Consider the following 19,334-nt stretch of genomic DNA (forward strand, 5'->3'; position numbering starts at 1 on the left):
ACCATGGTCACCGAACCAGGTTCCATATTTCGGGAGGATTCACGTGCAGGTCACCAGTGTCGGACACGCGGGATTTCACATCCAGACGTCTGCGGGGTCCATTCTGTGCGACCCGTGGGTCAATCCGGCGTACTTCACGTCCTGGTTCCCGTTCCCCGACAACTCCCAGCTGGACTGGGACGACCTGGGCAACTGCGACTACCTCTACGTCTCGCACCTGCACAAGGACCACTTCGACCCGAAGCACCTGGCGAAGCACGTGAACAAGGACGCGGTCGTGTTGCTGCCGGACTACCCGGTGCCGGACCTGCGCACGGAGCTGGAGAAGCTCGGCTTCACGAAGTTCTTCGAGACGACGGACTCGGTCAAGCACACGGTGTCCGGCCCCAAGGGCGACCTGGACGTCATGATCGTGGCGCTGCGTGCCCCGGCCGACGGACCCATCGGCGACTCGGGCCTGGTGGTGAGCGACGGTGAGACGACCGCGTTCAACATGAACGATGCCCGGCCCGTCGATCTGGACATGATGACCGAGGCCTTCGGCCACATCGACGTGCACATGCTGCAGTACTCGGGCGCCATCTGGTACCCGATGGTCTACGACATGCCGCAGCGCGCCAAGGACGCGTTCGGGACGCAGAAGCGGCAGCGTCAGATGGACCGGTGTCGGCAGTACATCGAGCAGGTCGGCGCGACGTGGGTCATCCCGTCCGCCGGTCCCCCGTGCTTCCTCGACGACGAGTTGCGCTCGCTCAACGATGTCTACGGCGATCCGGCGAACATCTTCCCCGACCAGATGGTCTTCCTGGACCAGATGCGCCGCCACGGCCACGACAAGGGCCTGCTGATGATGCCGGGAACCACGGCGGACTTCGCGGGTTCCGACTTGAACGAGCTGGAGCACCCGCTGCCCACCGACGAGGTGGAGGCCATCTTCACCACCGGCAAGGCCGACTACATCGAGGCGTACGCGCAGCGTCAGGCCGACGTCATCGCGGCCGAGAAGGCGTCGTGGGCGACCGCGTCGGGTGAGCCGCTGCTGGGACCGTTGCGCGCGCTGTTCGAACCGATCATGGCGCAGACCGACCAGATCTCCGACGGCATCGGCTACCCGGTGGAGCTCAACCTGCAGGGTGCAGATCGGGTCGTGCTCGACTTTCCGAAGCGGATCGTCCGCGAACCGATCCAGGACGAGAAGTTCCGCTACACGTTCGAGATCCCGGCCGAGCTGGTCCGCACGGTGCTGCGGGACGGCGAGTCCGACTGGGTCAACTCGATCTTCCTGTCGACGCGGTTCCGGGCGAAGCGGGTCGGTGGCTACAACGAGTTCCTGTACACGTTCTTCAAGTGCCTCACCGACGAGCGCATCGCCTACGCGGACGGCTGGTTCGCCGAGGCACACGACGACACGGCCACCATCGTCAAGGACGGCTGGGAGATACAGCGACGGTGCCCGCACCTCAAGGCGGATCTGTCGAAATTCGGAGTGATCGAGGGGAACACGCTCACCTGCAACCTGCACGGTTGGGACTGGAACCTCGAGACGGGCAAGTGCCTCACGTCGAAGGGCCACCCGCTGCGGGCCGAGCGCGCCCGACCCGAGGGTCAGTCGGCCACACCGAACACCCGGTAGACCCGCCAGACAGGTTGATCCGCACCGTCGTTGGGCACCTCGACGACCAGGGTGCCCACCTCGGCGCCGTTCTCCCAGATCGTGGGGTAGCGGCGATTGAGCGCGTCGGACTCGCCGCGCCCGACGTTGGGCACGGTGAGCATCAGTCGCACGCCCGCCTCGGCGGGATCGTTGAGAACAGTCGTGAAGTCCTCGTCGGAGGGCACCACGAACTGCTTCGGGTGACGTGACGCGGCGACGATCGCGAACCCGTAGACCGAGTCCACCAGAACGGAACCGTCGGGCAGGTTCTGCGCGTCCAGGTAGTCGGCCAGGCCGCGCTCCGTCGAGAACGACGCAATGATCCGCTGCGCCTCGTCCGACCTCTGCCGACTCAGCAGCTGCCCCACCGCGTACTGCTGCGGCGACAGCGACGGCTGCAGGAGCGCGTAGGTGGTCACGGGCAGCGACGCCACCGACAGGACCACCGTGCCCGTCGCCACGATGCGGCGGAACCGGGTGCGGTCGGTGGGGGCCTCGGGTCGACGCCGGTCGTGCGCGAACCCCCCGGGACGACGGCTCGGGACGGCTCCGCGCGCGGAGAGCAACTGGATGCATCCGATGAGCGCCAGGGGAATCGCGGCGATGAAGAAGCGCAGGAATCCGAACGTCGATCCGCCGATGTAGGTGAGTGCCTGGAACGCGAGGACGGCCCCGAACAGAGCAGGTGCCACCAGGAACTCGAGATCGCGGCGCCGCCAGGACAATCCGGCCAGGGTGGGCAGCAGCAGCGGAATGGCCGGCCCCAACGCGAGGACGGCGGTGGCCACGTAGGCCGCGTTGCCGACGGGGTCTCCGGTGGGCCCGCCGGACTGCGCGAGGATCGCCGCGTTGCCGTACGTCGAGGAGAACTGGGCGAAGGCCTGTCCGGTGATGATCCAACTGATCGCCGCCCACACCACGAACGCGATCAGGCCCGGTCCGGCCACCAGCACCGCATCGAGCACGGCCTGTCGGCGCATCTGTCGCCACCCCGACCGGCCACGACGCCACAGCGTCACGCCGAACACGAGGAAGGCTGCCGCCGCGATGGCGGCCACCGCGTCGTAGCGCGTGAGATACGCCAGTGCCAGGGCGATTCCGGCGACGAGCAGGTCATGGACGTCGTCGGTGCTGATCCAGCGCAGCAGGCGTCGAGCCGTCCAGCACAGGAAGAACAGGAAGACGGCCTCGCTCATCCCGTTCGCGCCGTAGAACACGATCATCGGGTTCACCGCGAACACCACGGTGAGAGCGGCGGTCAGGACAGGGCCGCTGCCGCGGTCCCGGCAGATTCCCCGCACCATCATCACGGTGCCCGCCATGAAGAGAGCGGACACCGCGATACCGGAGAGGTTCCACCGGGTGATCGCGGGCAGCAGGTCCGAGAACACGACCAGTGGAAGCTGCAGCAGTGCGGTCAACGGCGTGAAGACGAAGCCGATGGCCGCCACGTGCGGATCCCGACTGTGCAACACCGCCTGTGCGGCGTACGTGCGGCTGAGGGCATCGCCCATGAGGTATCCGTAGCGCAGGGAGAGCACGGTTCCCACGAGGCCGTAGGCGGCGGCGAGGCACACGAACCACAGGGCCGCCGTGGACGGTCGGCGTGGGCTCACGGCGGCGCGTCCTCGGTGGAGCCGGTGTCCCTGGCGGGCGTCGACAGACCATGGAAGGTCTTCTCCCAGTACGACGGGTTCCGCAGCAGCTGCCAGCACCCCTTCAACGCGGCGACGCTCATCATCACCCAGTAGAGCGGCATGGTGAGGCTCGGGACGAGCAGATAGGCGTTGCCGCTCTCCCGACTCGCGACGAGATACATGTAGATGGTGGCGACGTTGCCGAGAATCAGTGAGACGAGCGAGAAGTAGTAGATGTACGGCGGGAACAGCGCCACGATCACACTCGGCTGTCCCAGGATCCAGGCCGCGGTGGTGAACCAGAAGACCATGTTGATGCAGGCGGTGACGGGCGTACCGGCGAGCAGGAGGGTGAAGCGGTAGGTGCCCACCCAGCCCAGTGCGCGCACGGTGCGGCGCGGACGACGCATGTGCACCAGCCAGGTCTGCAGATACCCCTTGTACCACCGGGATCGCTGCCGTACCCAGTTGATGGGATCGCTGTTGGCCTCCTCGAGCGTGGTCGAGTCGAGGACGGCCGTGGAGTACCCGGACGCCGCTATCCGCACGCCGAGATCCGCGTCCTCGGTCACGTTGAAGCCGTCCCACGCACCCACCTCGGCGATGACGTCGGCGCGCAGGTGATTCGACGTGCCGCCCAACGGGATCGGGGATCGGCTCTTCATCAGCCCCGGAAGCAGGTAACCGAACCAGAGGGCGTAGTCGGCCGTGAACCACCCGGTGAGCAGATTCTGAGATCCGTTGTGGAAGGCCAATTTCGCCTGGACACATGCCACGGTCGACGGCAGCCGGGCGAAGGCCGCCACGACGCGCCGCAGTTGCAGCGGTTCGGGGAGGTCCTCGGCATCGAAGATCGTCACGATGGTGCCGGTGGCGAAGTGCAGTCCGTAGTTGCAGGCCTTGGGCTTGGTCCGGGGATCACCGGCGGGAACGAGGACGACCTCGACCACCTGGCTGACGCCGGCGCGCCTGGCTGCCTCGATGGTGACGTCGTCGTCCTCCTCGAGCAGGAGAAGGACCTGCAATTTCTCCGGCGGGTAGTTCAGAGCCGTCATGGCGGCGATCAGATCGCCCACCACCTCCGGCTCGTTGTACGCGGGAACGAGAATCGTGTAGTCCGGCAACTCCTCGTCGGGCACGGCGTGCGCCTCGGCGTCGGTGACCGTGACGATGGCCGACGCGTCGAGACCCCGCGCGAAGAGCAGCACCCGGTCCACCATCATCGCGATGTACCCGAGAGTGCAGACGACGCTGACTGCCACGAGAGTGGCGATCGGTGCCAGGACGAGCGCCGCCACCGCCACGGCGACGACGCTCAGTCCGAGGTTGCGCTGCCAGGGGACGAACGCCACCGCGGCCGACGCAAGCGGGTCGCGCCGGGCGAGGCCGTCGATCGCGTCCTCCAGTGCGGCAGCGCGGAACTCGGCGGTCTCGGTACCGATCCGCGGTGGCCGCGCCCGTCCGATCTCGGCCGTCATCGGGGATCCTGGACGCCGACGGGGAACTGCGCGTCGACGAGGGCCGTGCCCACCGAGGCCAGCAGACCGCGATCGTCGAAGTCGGGATCGTCGTCCCCGACGATGGTGTTGCCCCGCAGGAAGACCGCGAACACCGCCGAGAGGTTCGATGCCATGGACGGAGTGGGTTCGGGGAACGTCGCATCCGGGTCGTGGTTGTCCACGCTGATCACGGTGATCCGCTGGAACACGCCGTCGCGCACCCAGTCGAAGACCAGCTTGGTCCAGGTGAGCAGCAGGGTGTCGTCCACCGAGGTGTAGAGCGAGGCCGTCACGCCGTGTCCGAGTTCGACGGGCAGTGCCGTACTGGTGCGGGTGCTCGCCAGGTGGTAGAGCGTCCGCTCCGGGTAGACGGCGAGCGACGCGGCATTCGTGGTCGTCAGCGTGTCCACGACGACGGTGCGCGGACGACCGCGCACGTCCCACTCCGGAGTCGCCACCGCCGCCTGCAGTTCCTGACGCACGAGGGAGGAGCTCTGACCGAAGTACGACCGGACCCACGGAAACGACTCGTCGTCGATGAGGCGCCATCCCGTGGGGACGGCCAGTGCGGCCGCGACGGCTCCGGGGGGACCGACCGTGTCCACGGGCGGCGGCGGAGCGGGCAGCGGTCTGGTGACCACTGCGACCGCGACGACCACCAGCGTGATCATGGCCGATCGTGCGGACTTCACCGACGGCGCACCGACCGGGCGGCCGAGCACCCGCTTGGACCGTCCGCGCCGCGCGAGGAGATAGAACAGGGTCCCCGTCGAGGCCGCCGCACCGACTGTCGGGATCAGCTGCAGCGCGATGATGTCGATGGTCGGGTCCAGGAACAGCACCAGCCTCAGCACGGCGGCACCGACGGCCACGGTGGTGAGGAATCCCAGCGCTGCACGCCGTCGGGTCCGTCCCACCGCGATGGCACCGGCGACTCCCGCCACGAGCACGAGGACCAGGCCGTACGCGAAACGGCTGCCGCCCAGTGACACCGCGACGAGCCGGTAGAGCACCGGCGACATGGTGAAGGCGAGCACCAGGATCGGCCAGAACCGACCGACCGGCCGCAGACCGAAGAGCATGATCGCGCCGCTGAGCGTGAACAGAACGATCGCCGCCACGTCGATGTGCAGCAACGCGTACTGGTCCGAGTACCGCGGGAGCCACAGGGCCTGGACGGCCAGGGCCAGCAGGGCACCGATGCCGCCGACGATCAGGTCGGTCTGGCGGTCGTGGATCGGCAGCTCCCCTTCCCGCCGACGGGCGATTCCCTGCCCGGCCACCACCGCGAGAGCGGGAAAGACGAAGACGTAGGCGGTGACGGCACCGCTGCGCGCTTCCTCTGCGAGCCGTGTCCACGTCGGCGCGAAGGCGAATGCGACACAGACGACGAGAACGGCCCACCGCACCACGAGGATGCGGACCGGGTGCGTCACGGAGCCTCCGACTCGCCGCCACTCGAGTCCGTCCGAACGGGCGGCACCTCGTCCTGACGGCCACGACTGCGCACGAACACGAGGATCGCGGCGACCACGCCGACGAGCACCGCGACGAGCCCTGCGATCAGGATCGCGACCACCCCGGACGGGGCCGTCGAGCCGGCGGCCACCGGCTCCGTCTCCGGAACGTCGGCGGACGACGACAGCGACACCGGTTCCCGATCACCCGCACCGAGGACCACGTCTCCGGTCAGGCCTTCCCACCGGGTCGGGTCCTCTCCCAGCCACGCCACCAGTCCATCGAGCTGGTCGGGGTCCGACGCCGTCGCCACGAGCAGAGTGCGGTCGCCGTCGCGGGCGACCTGCACCGAGGCGAACGGCACGTCGCTGTCGACGGTGACCTGTGCGCCGTCGTCGGCGGCCGCCGCGTCGCGCAGCGTCAGGATGCTGGTCCCGGTCGTGGCCAGTGGCAGGGCCAGGTCGGTGTCGACACCGAGATCCTCGATGCCGTCGGGCGCGACCAGCAGTCCGGGGCCCGACCCGTCGAGCAGTTGCTCCACGGGAACCACGGCCGGCGCCAGTGCACGGGCGGACAGCCGCTGCAGTCCCGTCAACATGGTCGCGGCGCGAACGGTGTTCGGCAGATCCTGCTGCGCGAGCGCCACGTCCACGGTCGGCATGAGTGCCTGTGGGATGGAAGCGAATCCGCGCGCGGCGGGCGTCCCGGCGGCACTCTCGATCGTCGTGCCGCCGGCGACCGTCACCGTCAGCGACCCACCGGTGGAGCAGGTGTCTCCGTTGCCCGACGTCTGCATGACGACGTCCAGCGACGTCACTCGATCGACCAGCCCGGACGGAACATCGACCCACTGATCGATCTTCCCGGTCTCGTCGGCCGGCCAGGTGACCAGATCGCTCGCGCCGATCGAGATCCGGAGTGCGCCCGCGATCTCCGAGGAGAGCGGGGTGTAATCGCCCAGGACGTGGACGCGGAGGTCGGACGCCGCCCGTCCCAGACGTGTCTGATCGACCGGGATCGTCACCGTCACCTCACCGGGCCCCGACGCTGTCAGCGGTCCGAGCGACATGTCCGCGAGAGTCATCGAGTCGGAACTCAGAGTGGGTCGCTCCGGGACGGCACCGGCCGACACCCTGGTCGAGACCGCCAGTGCGGACACGTCGCTCGTCAGCAGCGCGATCTGGTCCACGAGGGTGGTTCCGTCACCTGCGACGAACAACTGCGGCGGAGCGCCGGGAGTCGTGGGATAGATCAATCGGGCGTCGGGATCGGTGTTCGGCGTCAGCACCACCGAACGGTCGAACGGGCCGTCGGGGGCCGCGCCACCGAGTGAGCTCGCCGGGACGACGGTCACTCGGACGGGCTGCGAACCGTAGTAGTCGACCACCGAGGTGGCCAGGGTGAGCGCTGCCGTCGACTGATCCGCCGTCGGCTCGTCCGGCACGAAGATCCGCAGTCCGGAGAGCACGGGTGGCAGGAAGTCGGCCACGACAGTCGGATTCGCGGGTGTTCCGACGACGTCCATCACAGGATCCTGGAGCCGCACCGTCGACGACTCCCGGGTGTCGAGGCAGTAACCGGCGGACGGCACCATGGTCGTCGTCATCTGGAGGGTCACGGTGTCGTCGACGACGTCGAGACCGGTGAGGGGGATGTCGACCGGTGCTGTGGGAACGCCGGTGGGCAGATCGACCCGCCCCACGATCCGGTCTCGATGCGAGATGTCGAGCCACCCGCGCTCGATTCCGGCGGGTACCTCGATGATGCCCCGCAGGGAGGTGGGGACGGTCCCGGGGGGCACCGGCAACGTGACGACGGCGGACCCGCGCTGACCGGACAGGGCGATCGAGCCGCCGAGCCCCAGCGCGCCGAAGCTCAGGGGTGTCGACACCGGCGCGCTGTCCGACTCCTCCTGTGCGGAGGCCGGAACGGGGGCGGAGAGAAGCAGGGAGAACGCGACGACGGACGCAGCGAGGGCGCGTCGACGACTGAGAACCACACGCATCGGCGCAGCACGTCTTTCTCGAGAACAACAATGGGGACCACACACCGCACAACAATGCGTATTCCGATGATCATAAACGAGGCCGCTCGGGTTCTCTCGGCGTCGCAGATCCGGTGCCCGTGCGGAATTACGAGTGCCGCAACGATATTGCGACTGCGTCCGTTCAACTACGCAGACCAATCACGGTGAGAATGGCATCGAAAGTATCGAATCGCCCCGTTTATCGTCGCCGAACGGGGCGCCCATGTCGGGACGCGTCGCACTTTCCGTGGGCATGTCCGGAGATACAGTGACGCAATGTCGTTCGCAGCCTCCGTGCTGCGCGCAGCCGTCGTCGTGGTTCTGCTCGTGACGAGCTGCACGCAGGCCGTTCCTTCCGTCGCCGCACCGCCGGAGGTCCCGGCCCGCGTCGCCGCGTCCGCGGACGGCCTCACCCTGGACGGCAGACCCTGGTGGCCCTCGGGGTTCAACGCCTACCAACTGGCGACGGACTGGTCGATCAACGAGGGCTGCGGCGCGATGGTCGATCTCGACCGGTACTTCGCCGCCCTGCCGCCCCGCTCCATCACTCGATTCGACGCCTTCCAGGCGCTCGCGATCGACCGCACCACGGGCACCCTGAACTTCGCGCCGATGGATGCGGTCATGGAGGCCGCCCGGACGCACGGTCAGTTGGTGGTACCGGTGCTCGCCGCCCAGGACGGCGCGTGCGAGGACGAACAGTTCAAGGACCGCTACTGGTACGCGGAAGGATGGCGGGACGTCGCCGACGCGCGTGCTCTCGTCAGCTTCGAGGACTGGGTGGCGAGAGCGGTCACCCGGTGGCGCGGAGACTCGGCGCTCGCCGCGTGGGAGGTGGTGGGCGAACCCGAACCGGGCGTGTGCGGCGCGACCTGCGACTGGACCGACAGGACGTGCCCCACCGACGCGGCATCGGTGCTGCGCCACTTCGTCGACGACACCGGCGCGCTCGTCCGCTCACTGGACGCCTCCACACCGATCACGGCCGGCCTCACCGGCGGCGGGCAGTGCGGAACGCAGGGCGACGAGTACCGCGACATCGCCGCGTCCCCGTACGTCGACATCGTGCAGTACCACGACTACGGCGCAGACGGCGTGCCGCTTCCCGGCGACCGGTGGAACGGGCTCGAGCGCCGTCTCGCACAGGCGTCCGAGGTGGGGAAGCCGCTGCTGATGGGAGAGATAGGGCAGAACGCCGGTCCCTGCGCTTCGCTCGATCACCGGGCGGAGAACATCGAGACCAAAGTGGTCGGTCAGCGCGCCGCGGGCACCGCCGGGTTCCTGCTCTGGGCGTTCGTCCCCGATCCACGCCCCGATGACTGCACCTTCGACATCGGCTACGACGATCCGCTGTGGTCGACGGTCGCGCGCCTCGGTTCCGGGTGACCCGCACGGGGTTCGGCAGACGCGCAACAGGCTAATCTCAGCTCATGCCACGCAGGTTCGATCACACGGTCCCGTCCACGCTCGCCGCGTCCGACGTCCACGCCGCCCTCACCACCGAGCAGTACTGGACCGATCGGCTCGAGGCCGTCGGCGGCCCCAAGGCACAGCTGAACGACGTGACCGTCGCGGGCGACGACGCGGACAGCCGCACGGTGTCGGTGTCGATGACCCAGGCCATCGCGGAGGAGTTCCTGCCCGGCGCCATCACCAGCATCCGCCCGGGCGATCTGATCATCCACCGGACCGAGTCGTGGGGTTCCCTCGACGCGCAGGGCGCCTCGGGCACCTTCGAGGCCAAGGTCGAGGGCGCCCCGGCGTCCATCACGGGCACCCTGGCACTGCGCTCGAAGGGCTCCGCATCGAGCCTGACGGCGACGGGTCAGGCCGAGGTCAAGGTGCCGATCTTCGGCGGCAAGATCGAGCAGGCGGTCATCGAGCAGGTTCTCGCGCTGATCGACGCCGAGCAGGAGTTCACCGACACCTGGGCGCCGGAGCACCTCTGACTCACCGGTAACCTCATCGACCATGGCACGTCGCATGAACTACTCGGCTCGTCTCCCGTTCACCACAGAGCAGGTGTACGGGGCGCTGACGACGCGTGACTACTGGGACGCGGTGATCGAGGAGCTGCGCAAGTACTCGGAGAACGAGCTCACGCGCTTCGAGGTCACGGCGGACGGTGTCGACGTGGTCATGCGGCACATCATTCCGCGCGACACGCTGCCCGACGTCGCGCAGGCGGTGATGAAGAAGGACATGGTCATCACCCGCAACATCCATCACGACGCGTACTCGGAGACCACCGCCGGGAAGTACGACGCGTCGATTCCCGCCGGCCCGGGCAGCCTCACCGGCACGACGTCCCTCTTCGCCACCGAGGCCGGCTCCACGTTGCGCACCACGTCCGAGGCCAAGGTGTACATCCCCTTCATCGGCGGAAAGCTCGAACAGTTGATGCTCGTCAACCTCGTCGATCTGTGGCGGGGCGAGGGCGAGGTCACGCACGACTGGCTCACGAAGAACGCCTGACCGGCGGGTAGGCCGGAGGCCGGTCGGGATGAGCGGAACGAACTGCTGGGCACTGTGATCTCCCGGATCGGTCCCGAGGGTGTGGTCACTCGAGGGACGACCAACATCAACCGGTTGCGGCGCAGTGATCGCCGGCTGGTGCACGATCCCGACGTCCGAGCGTTGCTCCGCGGCGCGACGCGTCCCCTGGTCGTCGACCTGGGCTACGGCGCCAGTCCGGTCACCACTCTGGAGTTGGCCGCGCGACTGCGCACCGTCCGTGCGGACGTCGCCGTCGTCGGGCTGGAGATCGAGCCGTCCCGCGTCGTCCCCGATCGGGACGGTGTCTCCTTCCGCCGCGGCGGCTTCGAACTCGCAGGACTGCGGCCACACCTGGTGCGCGCGTTCAACGTGCTGCGTCAGTATCCCGAGGACGCGGTACCGGGTGCGTGGGCACGCATCACCTCCGCTCTCGCGGACGGCGGCCTCCTCGTCGACGGCACGTGCGACGAACTGGGGCGTCGGGCCACGTGGGTCACCGTGGACGCGTCGGGACCGCGCAGTCTGACCATCGCGTGGGATCCGTTCACGGTGGAGCGGCCGTCGGACATCGCGGAGCGGCTGCCGAAGGTCCTGATCCACCGCAACGTCGCGGGCGAGCGCGTGCACGAGGTGCTGCGGGCGGCCGATCGGGCGTGGGACGTGGCGGCGCCGCTGGCACCGTTCGGACCCCGCGTGCGGTGGCGTGCGGCGCTGACAGCCCTGGCGGCGCAGGGACTTCCGGTCACCGTGCCGCGCCGACGACTGCGGGACAACGTGCTCGCGTTACCGTGGTCGGCCGTCGCTCCCGCCGAGGACACGCAGTAGCGCGTCGGCCTTGAGGTGCATCTCGTCCACCTCGTCCTGCGGGTCGGACAGCGAGACGACGGCGCCGCCCGTTCCCACCGACGCCCGGCCGTCCGCGAGCACCACGGTCCGGATGACGATGGACAGGTCCGCCGCGCCGGTGAGCGAGAACCAGCCCAGTGCACCGGAGTACACGCCGCGCGGCCCGCCCTCGAGGCGGTCGATGATCTCCATCGTGCGGCGCTTCGGGGCGCCGGTCATCGATCCGCCCGGGAACGCCGCGCGCACACAGTCGACGGCCGAGAGCCCCGGGCGCACCCGACCCTCGACCGTCGAGACCAGTTGGTGCACATGGGTGTGGCTCTCCACGTCGAAGAGCACCGGCACGTGCACCGACCCGGGCACGCACACCTGATTCAGGTCGTTGCGGACGAGATCGACGATCATGATGTTCTCGGCGCGGTCCTTCTCGCTCGTCGCGAGGTCCAGGCGCGCGGCCGCGTCCTCCGCCGGCGTGCGCCCGCGAGCCCGAGTTCCCTTGATGGGCTTGGAGTCCACGACGCCCGACGCCGTGATCCGCAGGAAGCGCTCCGGTGACGCGCTGAGTATCGCCAGCCCGGGGAATCGCAGGAACGCCGCGTACGGGGCGGGACTGGCGCGCCGCACCGCGAGGTAGAGGTCGGCGGCGTCGCCGTCGAACGGCACGCTCATCTCGTTGGTCAGACAGATCTCGTAGCTCTCCCCCATCGTGATCTGCTCCAGGCAGTCCGCGATCGCCGCGCGATACGCGCCGTCGTCGTGCCGGGTGTCGATCACCGACGGCAGCGCGCCGAGGGGGGTGTCGGACACGGCCGGGCGACCGCGCTCCGAACGGGGCAGCGCGGTCACGGCCGCGGCGGTCTCGTCCAACCATCCGAGCGCCGCGGTGTCGTCGCCACCGACGAGTGTGAGGGTGAGCAGATAGGTGCACCGATCGCGGTGGTCGAGCGCGATGAGCCTGTCCGCGAACATCATTCGCGCATCGGCCGTCGGCGACGCATGCGCCGCCGCTCCGCCCGTCTCGGCCTTGAGCTCGTAGCCGAGGTGACCGACGTAGCCGAGTGCGAAGTCGAACGGCACCGCGGGCACCCGGTCGACGGCCCGCGCCGCGATCTGTTCCCCGAGGTGGTCGAGGAACGACGTGACCGTCTCCTCGGTCGTGCCGTCGGCGGTCGTCGTCGTCACGCACGAGGTGGCGACGTCGTACGACACGTCCTCCGCCAGTGGGCCGTCACCGGGTCCGAGGTAGGAGAACCGGGCACTGCCGTCGAGCTCGGCGCTCGAGTCGAGCCAGAACGTGGACCGTCCGCGGAGTGGGCGCGCCACCTCCTCGGGGTCCGGCAGAACGTCGAGACGGCGCACGAGCACCCGGTAGCGGGGGTCGCGCACGACCGGGTCACGCGGCGCCACGGTCGGCGCGGAGGTGTGGGTGCTCGGGCGGGCGTCCCGCGCGAGGTCGAGAAAGTTGGCGATCACCTGCAGTCCACGTTCCGTGCCGATCGACTCGGGATGGAACTGCACTCCCCACAGCGGCCGTGACCGATGACGCAGCGCCATCATCACCCCGTCGTCGGTCCACGCCGTCGCCTCGAGCTCGTCGGGCAGGGCCGTGACGGTGAGGGAGTGGTACCGCACCACGCGCAGGGGCGACGGCAGGCCGGCGAAGAGATCGGTGCCGTCGTGCTGCACGTCGGACATCCGGCCGTGCATGGGCTCGGGTGCCAGATCGACGACGCCACCACAGCTGTCCGCGATGCCCTGATGCCCCAGACACACCCCGAGAAGCGGCAGACCACCGTCCCGGACCACCCTGCTGCTGACGCCCATGTCGGCCGGGCGACTCGGGCGGCCCGGGCCTGGCGAGACGACGACGGCGTCCACCCGGTCCAGCGGGAGGAAGGACCACGGGACGTCGTTGTGCACGACGATGGGGGCGGTGCCGGACACCTGCTCCAGGTACTGGGCCAGGTTGTGGGTGAACGAGTCGTAGTTGTCGATCAGCAGCGTGCGCATGAGATGAACATCCTCTCAGCGCAGCGCTGTCTCCACCCGCTCGGCCACCCGGTCACCGCACTCCACAGCCTGCTCGAAGAGGTCGTCGACGACCAGTCGTCCGAGCACCAGACCGTCGGCTACCACTTCGTCGAGGGTGAACTGCGAGATGCCACCCGCCGCGAGATCCAGCACGGTGCGGACCGGCGTGGTCATACGGAAGGCACCGGAGAGCTCGATGTCCGCGCCCGTCAGGCGTCCCCGATGGATCGCGAGGCGCTGGTCGTGCGCTCGCGCCGTCCCGCTGACCCGGACGTGGACGAACTGCGGGTGCAGGCTGCCCATGCCGTGCAACTCGGCCGCACTCTGGTGGGAGATCACCGCGGTGGCGCCCAGCCACACGCACCACTTCGAGTACTCCTCGAGATCGTGGCTCGGCCAGTCCGACAACCGCAGCAGATCGGTCTCGACCCGCGTCCAGGATCCGTCGGCGACGTGCGCCTCGATCTCGGACGGCAGATACCCGGCATCGAGCGCGTGAGCTGCGGTGAAGTACCCGTCCTGTTCGGCGACCACGCCGTCCAGACGTTCCGCCACATCGTCGCCCGCCATGCTCGAAGAGCCTACGTGGTTGTGTCACGCGTCACAGAGAAATGGCGCTGTCGCCGTGCACCCGATCGGCCGGTCCACAGAGGAACCTCAGAGATGTCGTCCACACTGTCTCTCATGACTCACGACACCGCACCCAGACGACGCTCCCGGGTGCCTCTCATCGCCGGAGTGCTGGTCATCGTCGTCATCGCGGCACTCGTCGGCGGCGAGTTCTATGCCCGCAACCGCGTCGAGAACTGCCTCACGACCCAGTTCGAGAGCGAACTCGGCTCACAGATCGACGTCGGCCTCGGCCTGCAGCCCGTCCTGTTCTCCCTCGCGACCGAGAAGTTCTCGTCCGTCGACATCTCGAGCGACGACACGAAGTTCGGGCCCGCACAGGACATGCAGGTCCAGGCGACCGTGAACGACGTCGACCTCACCTCCACGGACACCACGTCCGGTCAGATCGGCAGCAGTTCGGCCGACGTCACGTGGTCGACCGGCGGCATCCTCGCGACCCTGCAGGAGCAGGGCGTCGGCAGCGTCGTGTCCGGTGTGACCAGCGATCCCGCCGCCGGAACGCTGAAGTTCGCCATCGTCGGTGGACTCGCGGAACTCACCGTGAAGCCCGTGGTGCAGGGCGACACGATCGAGGTCCAGACCACGGACGCGTCGATCCTCGGCATCGGCATTCCCACCGACCTCGCGGACAGCGTCGTCTCGGTGCTCACGGACAGCCTGCAGGCGTACCCGCTCGGCATGACGCCGGACGCCCTCGAGGTCACCGACACCGGGATCCACATGACCCTCAGCGGCGGCCAGTACACGATCCCCGCCGCGCAGGGCGGTCAGCAGCAGGTCACCTGCTGAGAGGCGAACGCAGTCCGGTCATTCGGTGAACCCGTCCAACACGCTGCGGGTCCCGGACAGGCCCAGTCGGGTGGCGCCGGCCTCGATCATCGCTCGGGCGGTGTCCGCATCGCGGATGCCGCCCGACGCCTTGACACCCAGGCGGCCACCGACGGTGCGGGCCATCAGACTCACGGCCTCCGTCGACGCTCCACCCGCGGGATGGAACCCCGTGGACGTCTTGACATAGTTCGCGCCGGCCCGCTCCGCCGCCCGGCAGCACTCGATCACCGCGCGCTCACCGTCCGCCGACGCGAGCAGCGCCGCCGACTCGATGATCACCTTCAGGACGGCGTTCTCGCCCATCGCCTCCCGGACGGTGATGATGTCCGCCAGGACGGCGTTGAAGTCACCCTCCACCGCGGCGCCGACGTCGATCACCATGTCGACCTCGCGCGCCCCGTGCTGCACCGCCAGACGCGCCTCCGAACCCTTGATCAACGAGTGGTGCTTTCCGGACGGGAACCCCGCCACCGCGGCGACCACCAGGTCACCCGTGTCACGAACCGGGAGCATCGACGGCGACACGCAGACCGCGAGGACGCCCAGATCCTTCGCCTCCGCGACGAGCGCCCGGACGTCGGCGACCGTCGCCTCGGGCTTGAGCAGAGTGTGATCGACCATGCGGGCGACGTCGGTGCGCGTGAGGGTTGTCATGCGCTCCACCTTTCCAGACGGAGGCCGGTCGGGATCGGTCAGGAAGGGACGGGTGTCAGTGAGACAATGGCGCCCATGCCGCCCGAATCTCCACGCTCCGACTCTCGCCGCTACGTCCTCACCCTGGGCTGCCCCGACCGCACGGGCATCGTCGCGCGCATCTCGACCTTCCTGGCCGATCTCGGGGGCTCGATCGTCGAGGCCGCCTATCACGCCGACGCGGACAGTGGCTGGTTCTTCACCCGTCAGGCCGTCGCGGCCTCGTCGATCGACATCGGAGTCGACGAGCTGCGCGCACGGTTCGCGGCGGTCGCCGCGGAGATCGGCCCGGAATCCGAGTGGTCGCTGCACGATTCCGGAGAGCGCAAGAAGGTCGTGCTCCTGGTGAGCAAGGAGGGACACTGCCTCCACGATCTGCTCGGGCGCGCCGCCGGCGGAGAACTGCCGGCGACCATCGAAGCGGTCATCGGAAACCACCCTGATCTCGAATCCGTCACGCGCGCACACGGTGTGCAGTTCCACCATGTTCCGTTCCCCGAGGACCCCAGCGAGCGGGGGCCCTCCTTCGACGCGCTCCGCGACCTCGTCGACGGCTACTCCCCCGACGCGGTGGTGCTGGCGCGCTTCATGCAGGTGCTGCCGGAGTCGTTGTGCGAGCACTGGTCCGGGCGCGCGATCAACATCCACCACAGCTTCCTGCCGTCGTTCGTCGGCGCCCGGCCGTATCACCAGGCGTTCGCACGAGGGGTCAAGCTCATCGGCGCGACGTGCCACTTCGTCACCGCCGAGCTCGATGCCGGACCCATCATCGAGCAGGACGTCATCCGCATCGACCATGCGGACGCGGTCGCCGACATGGTCCGTCAGGGCCGGGACATCGAGAAGATGGTGCTCGCGCGCGGACTGCGCTGGCACCTCGAGGACCGTGTGCTGGTGCACGGCCGCAAGACAGTGGTGTTCGACTAGACGGCTGGTCGTATCAGCCGGCTGGGGTTCGACCCACCACGACGGTCTCGTTGTAGACGAACAGCTTTCCCACCGGACGCGGAAACGGGAACGAGGCGGACGTCGTGCGCTCGATGCCGGCGGCAGCGCAGAGGGCGAGCAGGTCGGCGGCGTCCAACCAGCTCGTGTGCGTCGGGTCGCTGGCGAACCCGACTTCCTGTGGGCACACGATCATGACGACGGAGTCCGGCTGCAGACACGGCAGGTACTCCGTCAGCACCTCACCCTCCGCGCCCGGCGGCAGGTGCTCGAGCAGGTGGGCCATGAGCATGCCGTCGAAGCCCGTGTCACCGAGGGCGTGGAACTCCTCGGGTGTGTACGCGGTCATGCCCTGCGAGCGGCAGAACTCGACGGACGCGACGTTGTGATCCACACCGACGCTGCCCGCGGGAAGGTTGCGCAGATTCCGGCCGATGCCGCAGCCGACGTCGAGAACGCGCCGCCCAGCGAGATGGCGTCGGATGTTCCACTGGTACGGAGCCTGCACGCGCAGAACGCGTTTCCACCGCGCACCCTGCAGCTCGCGCAGCCGCTCGGTGTAGGCGTCCCCTCTGGTGTCGTCGCTCATGCCGGCAGCTCCGCCAGCCGGACCAGCTCGGCGTCGAACTCCGCGATCGATTCCACCGAGCTCATGTGTCCGACACCGTCGAGTTCGAGGAACCGGCCCAGCACTCCGGCGCGGGAGAGTTGATCGGCGAGCTTGCGGGCGTGCACCGGCGGCGTCAGGCGGTCGCGAGTACCGACGATCACCGACGTCGGGACGTCGATGTTCTCCAGCGCGTCGTGAATGTCCAACGCGGACAGCGCCGATCCCCACATGCCCCGCGTTCGAGGGGAGCACTCGCGCACGATGCGTTCGCAGAACGCCACCTGCGCCGGAGTGGACTCGGCGCCCATCGTCACGTACTTCAGAGCACGAGCGGAGAACGGACTCGACGGGATGGGCAGTGCCGATCCGAGCACGCTCGACGCCACCCGCGCCGGCACCTGCGCGACACCGGGTGGCAACGGGATGACAGTGGTCTCGCGGACCAGACTGTCGGTGGCCGTGTTGGCCAGCAGTATCGCCTTCACGTAGTGGCGCACCTGCGCGGGATACTGTGCCGCCCAACTCATCACGGACATGCCGCCCATGCTGTGTCCGGCGACGACGGCCTTGGCGTCCGAGTCGACCGTCGCGTCGAGCACCGCGGCGAGATCGTCCCCCAGGACGTCGGCACCGAGTGGCCGGGTCCCCACCTCACTGGCTCCGTGCCCGCGCTGGTCGTACACGACGACGCGGTACCGTCCGGCGAGGTCGTTGATCTGCGGCGCCCAGAAGTCGGCGGAGCAGGTCCATCCGTGACTGAGGACGATCGGCGCGGCGTCCGGGTCGCCGTACTCGCGCACGTGCAGCGCGGCACCGTCCTCGGCGACGACCGTGCGCACCCGTGGGGTGAGCTCCGGACGCGCCAGCAGTACATCGGTGTCCGCCATCCGCGCCGAGGGCGGTGACGCCCGTCGAGTCGCCCGGATCGAGGCTGCACCGGCCACCGCGACCGCGGCCACGGCAGCGGTCACCACTGCACCACGAGTGTTCATCGGTCTCCTGTCCTGCTGCTCGAGCTGGTGCTCGCGCCGTTGCCGTCACTGTCGTCGGTGTCCGCCGTGGCGGCGTCGCCGCTGTCCTCCGTGGCGGCGTCGCCGCTGAGCGCCGTGGCGGCGTCGCCGCTGAGCGCCGTGGCGGCGTCGCCGCTGAGCGCCTTCTCCATCGCGTGCACGATCTCGGCGTCCATGGTCTCGGAGAAGAGCGCCTGCACGGCACGGCTGGCCAGCGGACGCAGGGTGGTGATGAGGTCCGCCATGGCCGAGAGCTCGCTGGGGTCGAGCGTGAACGGATCGGCGCCGCCCGGAACGAACCTGTCGACGACCAGACGCACGAACTGCTGGGACACGCTCGTCAGATCCTGGTGGACGCGCTCGGTGCGGGACAGGATGTCCGGCAGCGCGAGACCCGCGTCGAACAGCACCTTGGCCGCGCGGACCAGGGCGGGGTTCTCGATGCGGTAGCCGTCCCCGTCGCGGGAGAAGACGTCGAGCGCTTCCGCACGCGTCAGATCGTCGTCGCTGATCCGTCCGTCGAACATGGTGTCGATCTCGTCGCGGGTCAGCCGCGCCGGGTGGTCGACGTTGGCGGCGCCGTCGGGATCCTCAGTGCCCAGGACGTCCTCGACGCGGAGTCCGTACTGCGCCGCGGTGAGGAGTTCGCTGATGGTGACGAAGGTGTAGCCACGGTCGAGCATGCGCGAGATCATCTGCAGCCGAGCGAGGTGCGACTCGTCGTACCAGCCCGTCCGACCCACCTTGCGCGGGGGCGGCAGCAGACCGCGGTCCTGATAGACGCGCACGTTGCGGACGCTCACGCCGGCTTCCCTGGCGAGGTCGTCGATCCGGTACTCGGTCAGGCCGACTCGGCGGAGATCCCGGGGATCACGCGAGCGAGCATCGTCGAGTGGGGAGTCCGGCACCCTCAGACCTTAACCCTGCCGCCCTCCCGCACCAGTACCTATTGATTTTCGATAGAT

General features: G+C 68.9%; 17 protein-coding genes. 7 read left to right on the forward strand and 10 right to left on the reverse strand.

Annotated elements, in window-relative coordinates:
• The first annotated feature begins 43 nt into the window (after window positions 1-43).
• Window positions 44-1,633 (forward strand): MBL fold metallo-hydrolase, encoded by a 1,590-nt coding sequence (locus HQ306_RS13490; protein ID WP_222631942.1) that lies wholly within the window; start codon window positions 44-46, stop codon window positions 1,631-1,633.
• Here the strand turns inward: HQ306_RS13490 and HQ306_RS13495 are convergent.
• Genes HQ306_RS13495 through HQ306_RS13510 form a run of 4 tightly spaced genes read right to left on the reverse strand, consistent with a single transcriptional unit; the run spans window position 1,606 to window position 8,253 of the window.
• On the reverse strand, window positions 1,606-3,270 hold the full coding sequence (locus HQ306_RS13495) for a glycosyltransferase family 39 protein (protein WP_308115353.1): 1,665 nt from the start codon (window positions 3,268-3,270) through the stop codon (window positions 1,606-1,608). The genes HQ306_RS13490 and HQ306_RS13495 overlap by 28 nt on opposite strands.
• Window positions 3,267-4,769 (reverse strand): glycosyltransferase, encoded by a 1,503-nt coding sequence (locus HQ306_RS13500; RefSeq protein ID WP_222631944.1) that lies wholly within the window; start codon window positions 4,767-4,769, stop codon window positions 3,267-3,269. The genes HQ306_RS13495 and HQ306_RS13500 overlap by 4 nt, the downstream gene beginning before the upstream one ends.
• On the reverse strand, window positions 4,766-6,226 hold the full coding sequence (locus HQ306_RS13505) for a hypothetical protein (protein WP_222631947.1): 1,461 nt from the start codon (window positions 6,224-6,226) through the stop codon (window positions 4,766-4,768). The genes HQ306_RS13500 and HQ306_RS13505 overlap by 4 nt, the downstream gene beginning before the upstream one ends.
• Window positions 6,223-8,253: a hypothetical protein gene (locus HQ306_RS13510; protein ID WP_222631949.1), complete on the reverse strand. Its 2,031-nt coding sequence runs from the start codon at window positions 8,251-8,253 to the stop codon at window positions 6,223-6,225. Before HQ306_RS13510 ends, HQ306_RS13505 begins: the two co-directional genes overlap by 4 nt.
• A gap of 297 nt (window positions 8,254-8,550) precedes the next feature.
• Here HQ306_RS13510 and HQ306_RS13515 point away from each other — a divergent pair, with 297 nt between their 5' ends.
• From HQ306_RS13515 to HQ306_RS13530, 4 genes are read left to right on the forward strand one after another with little or no spacing between them, the layout of a single operon-like run.
• A complete protein-coding gene (locus HQ306_RS13515; protein WP_261769886.1) occupies window positions 8,551-9,660 on the forward strand; it encodes a beta-mannosidase in 1,110 nt (369 codons plus the stop codon).
• 44 nt (window positions 9,661-9,704) lie between these two features.
• The gene (locus HQ306_RS13520) at window positions 9,705-10,223 is read left to right on the forward strand and encodes a DUF2505 domain-containing protein (protein WP_056441577.1); all 519 of its coding nucleotides are present in this window, start codon (window positions 9,705-9,707) and stop codon (window positions 10,221-10,223) included.
• 22 nt (window positions 10,224-10,245) lie between these two features.
• Window positions 10,246-10,749, forward strand: a complete 504-nt coding sequence (locus HQ306_RS13525; RefSeq protein WP_027506337.1) for a DUF2505 domain-containing protein — start codon at window positions 10,246-10,248, stop codon at window positions 10,747-10,749.
• Between the two features lie 54 nt (window positions 10,750-10,803).
• Window positions 10,804-11,595 carry a class I SAM-dependent methyltransferase gene (locus HQ306_RS13530; protein WP_373428253.1) on the forward strand — a complete coding sequence of 264 codons (792 nt, stop codon included), beginning with the start codon at window positions 10,804-10,806 and terminating at the stop codon, window positions 11,593-11,595.
• On the opposite strand, the gene pabB is transcribed toward HQ306_RS13530, so the two are convergent.
• Window positions 11,554-13,626, reverse strand: coding sequence for an aminodeoxychorismate synthase component I (pabB, locus tag HQ306_RS13535; RefSeq protein WP_222631957.1), 2,073 nt, complete (start codon window positions 13,624-13,626; stop codon window positions 11,554-11,556). The two genes, HQ306_RS13530 and pabB, sit on opposite strands and share 42 nt — an antisense overlap.
• Before the next feature lie 15 nt (window positions 13,627-13,641).
• Window positions 13,642-14,217 (reverse strand): hypothetical protein, encoded by a 576-nt coding sequence (locus HQ306_RS13540; RefSeq protein ID WP_222631959.1) that lies wholly within the window; start codon window positions 14,215-14,217, stop codon window positions 13,642-13,644.
• Between the two features lie 114 nt (window positions 14,218-14,331).
• Between HQ306_RS13540 and HQ306_RS13545 the strand changes: the two genes are divergently transcribed.
• Entirely contained in the window at window positions 14,332-15,069 is a 738-nt protein-coding gene (locus tag HQ306_RS13545) for a DUF2993 domain-containing protein (protein ID WP_027506333.1), read from the forward strand.
• Between the two features lie 18 nt (window positions 15,070-15,087).
• On the opposite strand, the gene deoC is transcribed toward HQ306_RS13545, so the two are convergent.
• On the reverse strand, window positions 15,088-15,765 hold the full coding sequence (gene deoC / locus HQ306_RS13550; RefSeq protein WP_222631963.1) for a deoxyribose-phosphate aldolase: 678 nt from the start codon (window positions 15,763-15,765) through the stop codon (window positions 15,088-15,090).
• A 75-nt stretch (window positions 15,766-15,840) separates the two neighbouring features.
• On the opposite strand from deoC, the gene purU reads away from it, so the two are divergent.
• Window positions 15,841-16,731 carry a formyltetrahydrofolate deformylase gene (purU, locus tag HQ306_RS13555; protein ID WP_027506331.1) on the forward strand — a complete coding sequence of 297 codons (891 nt, stop codon included), beginning with the start codon at window positions 15,841-15,843 and terminating at the stop codon, window positions 16,729-16,731.
• Window positions 16,732-16,744: 13 nt separating this feature from the next.
• On the opposite strand, the gene HQ306_RS13560 is transcribed toward purU, so the two are convergent.
• Genes HQ306_RS13560 through HQ306_RS13570 form a run of 3 tightly spaced genes read right to left on the reverse strand, consistent with a single transcriptional unit; the run spans window position 16,745 to window position 19,277 of the window.
• Window positions 16,745-17,338 (reverse strand): bifunctional 2-polyprenyl-6-hydroxyphenol methylase/3-demethylubiquinol 3-O-methyltransferase UbiG, encoded by a 594-nt coding sequence (locus HQ306_RS13560; RefSeq protein WP_222631965.1) that lies wholly within the window; start codon window positions 17,336-17,338, stop codon window positions 16,745-16,747.
• Complete coding sequence (locus tag HQ306_RS13565; protein ID WP_261769887.1) at window positions 17,335-18,351, reverse strand: alpha/beta fold hydrolase; 1,017 nt, start codon at window positions 18,349-18,351, stop codon at window positions 17,335-17,337. The genes HQ306_RS13560 and HQ306_RS13565 overlap by 4 nt, the downstream gene beginning before the upstream one ends.
• A complete protein-coding gene (locus HQ306_RS13570) occupies window positions 18,348-19,277 on the reverse strand; it encodes a MerR family transcriptional regulator (protein WP_308115354.1) in 930 nt (309 codons plus the stop codon). The genes HQ306_RS13565 and HQ306_RS13570 overlap by 4 nt, the downstream gene beginning before the upstream one ends.
• Between the last annotated feature and the right edge of the window lie 57 nt (window positions 19,278-19,334).

The sequence above is a fragment of the Rhodococcus sp. BP-160 genome (assembly GCF_019836205.1).
Classification (GTDB): domain Bacteria; phylum Actinomycetota; class Actinomycetes; order Mycobacteriales; family Mycobacteriaceae; genus Rhodococcoides.

What these genes read in the sequence shown, in the direction of transcription:
- HQ306_RS13500 (WP_222631944.1), bottom strand. Translation starts at nt 4,769, where the DNA reads ATGACGGCCGAGATCGGACGGGCGCGGCCACCGCGGATCGGTACCGAG.
- HQ306_RS13510 (WP_222631949.1), bottom strand. Translation starts at nt 8,253, where the DNA reads ATGCGTGTGGTTCTCAGTCGTCGACGCGCCCTCGCTGCGTCCGTCGTC.
- HQ306_RS13515 (WP_261769886.1), top strand. Translation starts at nt 8,551, where the DNA reads ATGTCGTTCGCAGCCTCCGTGCTGCGCGCAGCCGTCGTCGTGGTTCTG.
- HQ306_RS13520 (WP_056441577.1), top strand. Translation starts at nt 9,705, where the DNA reads ATGCCACGCAGGTTCGATCACACGGTCCCGTCCACGCTCGCCGCGTCC.
- HQ306_RS13525 (WP_027506337.1), top strand. Translation starts at nt 10,246, where the DNA reads ATGGCACGTCGCATGAACTACTCGGCTCGTCTCCCGTTCACCACAGAG.
- pabB (WP_222631957.1), bottom strand. Translation starts at nt 13,626, where the DNA reads ATGCGCACGCTGCTGATCGACAACTACGACTCGTTCACCCACAACCTG.
- HQ306_RS13540 (WP_222631959.1), bottom strand. Translation starts at nt 14,217, where the DNA reads ATGGCGGGCGACGATGTGGCGGAACGTCTGGACGGCGTGGTCGCCGAA.
- HQ306_RS13545 (WP_027506333.1), top strand. Translation starts at nt 14,332, where the DNA reads ATGACTCACGACACCGCACCCAGACGACGCTCCCGGGTGCCTCTCATC.
- deoC (WP_222631963.1), bottom strand. Translation starts at nt 15,765, where the DNA reads ATGACAACCCTCACGCGCACCGACGTCGCCCGCATGGTCGATCACACT.
- purU (WP_027506331.1), top strand. Translation starts at nt 15,841, where the DNA reads ATGCCGCCCGAATCTCCACGCTCCGACTCTCGCCGCTACGTCCTCACC.
- HQ306_RS13560 (WP_222631965.1), bottom strand. Translation starts at nt 17,338, where the DNA reads ATGAGCGACGACACCAGAGGGGACGCCTACACCGAGCGGCTGCGCGAG.
- HQ306_RS13565 (WP_261769887.1), bottom strand. Translation starts at nt 18,351, where the DNA reads ATGAACACTCGTGGTGCAGTGGTGACCGCTGCCGTGGCCGCGGTCGCG.